This is a genomic window from Rhodococcus sp. (in: high G+C Gram-positive bacteria) (assembly GCF_049299235.1).
GTDB lineage: Bacteria > Actinomycetota > Actinomycetes > Mycobacteriales > Mycobacteriaceae > Rhodococcus.
Genome location: NZ_JBAQXC010000167.1, coordinates 1 through 3,686, shown reverse-complemented (window position 1 = coordinate 3,686; position 3,686 = coordinate 1). Strand labels below are relative to the sequence as shown.

Annotated in this window: 2 protein-coding genes; one reads left to right on the top strand and one right to left on the bottom strand. The window is 64.9% G+C overall.

Going from position 1 to position 3,686, the window contains the following annotated elements; genetic code table 11:
* The coding region (locus tag WAX14_RS10200; protein ID WP_422627967.1) for a (Fe-S)-binding protein at positions 1 to 2,572 on the bottom strand (2,572 nt) is incomplete at its 3' end.
* A 407-nt stretch (positions 2,573 to 2,979) separates the two neighbouring features.
* On the opposite strand from WAX14_RS10200, the gene WAX14_RS10195 reads away from it, so the two are divergent.
* Complete coding sequence (locus WAX14_RS10195) at positions 2,980 to 3,672, top strand: ammonium transporter (RefSeq protein ID WP_422627966.1); 693 nt, start codon at positions 2,980 to 2,982, stop codon at positions 3,670 to 3,672.
* Positions 3,673 to 3,686: the final 14 nt, after the last annotated feature.

The window sequence follows — 3,686 nt, the reverse complement described above, 5'->3', positions numbered from 1 at the left end:
CCTTGAGGCCGCCCTTCATCGCCAGTCCGCCCGGCTTCGCGGCCGGAGCCGCAGCCTCCTCGGCAGCCGGAGCGGCAGCGGCCGGTGCGGCGGCCTTCGCGCCGGGTGCTTTGAGACCACCCTTCATGGCCAGCCCACCGGGTTTGCCGCCGGGTGCCTTGAGTCCGCCCTTCATCTGCAACCCGCCGCCCTTCGGTGCTGCGGGGGCAGCAGTTGTGGCAGCCTCTTCGATCTCGGCGACGCGCTCGGATTCGAGTTCCTCGGCTTCGACCTCGGCGGTGACCGGAGTCTGCGGCTTCTCGGTCTGCACGACCGCGATGTTCGCGGTGAGCTGGTCGGATTCGAGCCGGGTGACCGAATCGAGCATCAACTGCGCGACGTCGATAACTTCGACGCCTTCGCCTTGGCCTTGTTCCTGACGGGCGGTGACACCGTCGGTGAGCATCACCCGGCAGAACGGGCATCCGGTCGCGATCTTCTGTGTCGACGCCCCTTCCCCACCCAACGTGGTCAGCGCCTCGTCGACCCGGTCGACGTTGATGCGCTTGCCGATCTTCTCTTCCATCCACATGCGGGCACCACCGGCACCACAGCACATCGACCGTTCCCCGTGCCGCGGCATTTCCTTCAACCGGGTACCGGACGCTTCCATCAGTTCGCGCGGCGCGTCGTACACCTTGTTGTGCCGGCCCAGGAAGCACGGATCGTGGTAGGTGACGTCCTCGCCGAGACGCTTGACCGGCACCAGTTTCTTTTGCCGCACCAACCGGTTGAGCAGCTGGGTGTGGTGCACGACCTCGTAGTCGCCGCCGACCTCCGGGTATTCGTTGTTCAGTGCGTTGAAGCAGTGTGCACAGGTGACGACGATCTTGCGCTTGGACCGCTCGACGCCCTCGAACACCGAATCGATCACGGCGACGTTCTGTTGTGCCAACTGCTGGAACAGGAACTCGTTGCCTGCGCGTCGCGCCGAGTCGCCGGTGCAGGTTTCCTCCGCGCCGAGCACCATGAACTTGGTGCCCGCCGTGGCGAGGAGTTCGGCGACGGCCTTGGTGGTCTTCTTCGCGCGGTCCTCGTAGGCACCGGCACAGCCGACCCAGAACAGGTATTCGTAGCCGTCGAAGCTGTCTGCGTCCTGGCCGAACACCGGGACGTCGAAGTCGAGTTCGTTGATCCAGTTCAGGCGGTCCTTGGAGTTCTGACCCCACGGGTTGCCCTTGTTCTCGAGGTTCTTGAACAGACCCGCGAGCTCGGACGGGAAGTCCGATTCGATGAGCACCTGGTAGCGGCGCATGTCGACGATGTGGTCGACGTGTTCGATGTCGACCGGGCACTGCTCGACGCACGCACCGCAGTTCGTGCACGACCACAGGGTTTCGGCGTCGATGACCGGGGCCAACTCGCCGGCCTCGACGAGCTCTGCGGTCTCGCCGACGAGTTTGCGGCCGGCTTCGGCGCGGGCCGCCGCCGGGATCGCAGCGAGCTTCTTCTCGTCGGGGTTGCCGTCGGCGTCGACCAGGCCGGTTTCGTCGCCGCCGAGGTCGGTGCGGCCACCGGCGAGCAGGTAGGGGGCCTTGGCGTAGCCGTGGTCGCGCAGCGACATCACCAGCAGCTTCGGCGACAGCGGCTTACCGGTGTTCCAGGCGGGGCACTGCGACTGGCAGCGACCGCACTCGGTGCAGGTGGTGAAGTCCAGCCAGCCCTTCCAGGAGAAGTCCTCGATGCGGCCGGCACCGAAGGTGTCGTTGTCCGGGTCGGCGTTCTCCATGTCGACGGGCTTGCCGCCGGACATCATCGGCTTGACCGCGCCGAGTGCGACGCCGCCGTCGTCCTCACGCTTGAAGTAGATGTTGAAGAATGCGGCGAACCGGTGCCAGGCCACACCCCACGTGATGTTGCGGCCGACGACGTAGAGCCAGATCATGCCGGACATCAACTTCACGAACGCGAAGATCGCGACCATCGTGGTGCTGGCGGGCAGCAGCTTCGCGAGGTTCATGGTGAAGAAGTCGGTGCTCATGTGGCCGCCGCCGTAGGTGGCGATCTTGCCGGCCTTCACGAAGATCATGCCGAGGCCCTCGATGAGGACGACGGTCTCGACGAAGTAGGCGGCCTTGAAATCGGAGCCGCCGAAACGCGACATCCGGCCCGGCTGACGCGGGTGGTTGAGCTGCCGGATGACGATCAGCGTGACGATGCCGATCACGGTGCCGAGGCCGAGGATCTCGTCGATCAAGTGGTAGACGGCGGTGTTGCCGATGAGCGGCCAGTGGAACTCGGGGTTGAAGGTCTGTCCGTATGCCTCGAACCAGACGATCGCCCCGAGCATGAAGCCGATCATCACCAGCCAGTGCGCCCAGCCGACGGTCCGGAACTTGTTCATCCGCGTGTGAGCGAGGAACTCGACGACCATCTGCTTGAAACGCGGGAAGAACGGATGCCACCGATCCGGGGCCGGCTGGCCGATCCGGACGGTGTTGACCATCTTCAGCGCGCCGCCGATGAACGAGTACCAGCACACGAGGCTCAGCAGCACGCCGATCGTGCCCAACGTGATCGTCAGGGCATTCATACGTGGCCTTTCGTGTAGAGGGCGGCTCCGCACCGCCTGGTATAAGTCTCAGCATCCTAACCCGCGATAAGTTACCCGCTGGTAACTTGAGGGCGGCTACCCGAGGGTAACTTACGTCGGGATGCTGGTAGGTCTGTTCTGGACAAGGTAAACGGTGAACTCATTGCTCGAATTGCTCAGGATGACCTAAGTCCCTCGGTCTCGAATCGGCGACGAACACACGGCATTTCGTGCACATGTGTGGCTCGACCCGGTAACGAATTTGTCTGTGAGTTCGGTTATGATCTCGAACAGCCGTGCACGCTGGGGTTTCGCGCGATGGGGAGCGAGATCCGGGGCTGCAAACGTTGAGATATCCAGGGGGCGTCCGTCGGGGGCGTGCGCCACATGTAACAGAACGGGAACAAATGAAGCTCAAGAAGCTTGCGGCGGTCGCCACCATGACCATCGCCGCGATGGGGATCACTGCAGGCACGTCGTACGCTGCGCCCGCACAGGCCGCGCAGGACGAGATCAACTACGAGGTCAAGGGCGAGGGCGATTCCATCGTCACCGTCATCGACGCGGGCGCGTTCCAGGTCTCCGGCGACGGCAAGAGCGTCGAACTCCAGGACGCCGACGGCAACGCCGTCGTCAGCCTCCCGCTCGCCGTCCAGCTCGGCGACCTCCAGCTCCCGCTCGAGCGTGAGATCAGCGAGGACGGCAAGACCCTCACGCTGACCCCGGTCACGGACCCGTCCCAGGCCACCCCGGTCGCGCCCGAGGACAAGGTCGCCACCGGCATCACGCCGGTCAGCCTCAAGGTCGCGGACGTGGCGTCGCCCGAGGAGAACCTCAAGGCGCAGCAGAACTTCAGCTCGCAGCTCGGCATCGCCACCGCGGTCGGCGGTCTGACCGGCACCATCATCGGCTGCATCGTCGGCGCGATCCCCGGCTCGATCGTTCCGGGCGCGGGCACGATCGCAGGTTGTGTCGCAGGTGCGGGTATCGGTGGCGTCATCGGCACCATCGCAGTCGGTGGCCCGACGCTGATCATCGCTGGCGTTGGTCTGATTCAGACGCTCGTTGCCCCTCCCGGCACCACGATGTACGCCAAGTAACACCTGGCAACGAC

Bases quoted from the DNA above. Each gene is read 5' to 3' on its own strand.
- WAX14_RS10195 (WP_422627966.1), top strand. From the start codon at position 2,980: ATGAAGCTCAAGAAGCTTGCGGCGGTCGCCACCATGACCATCGCCGCG.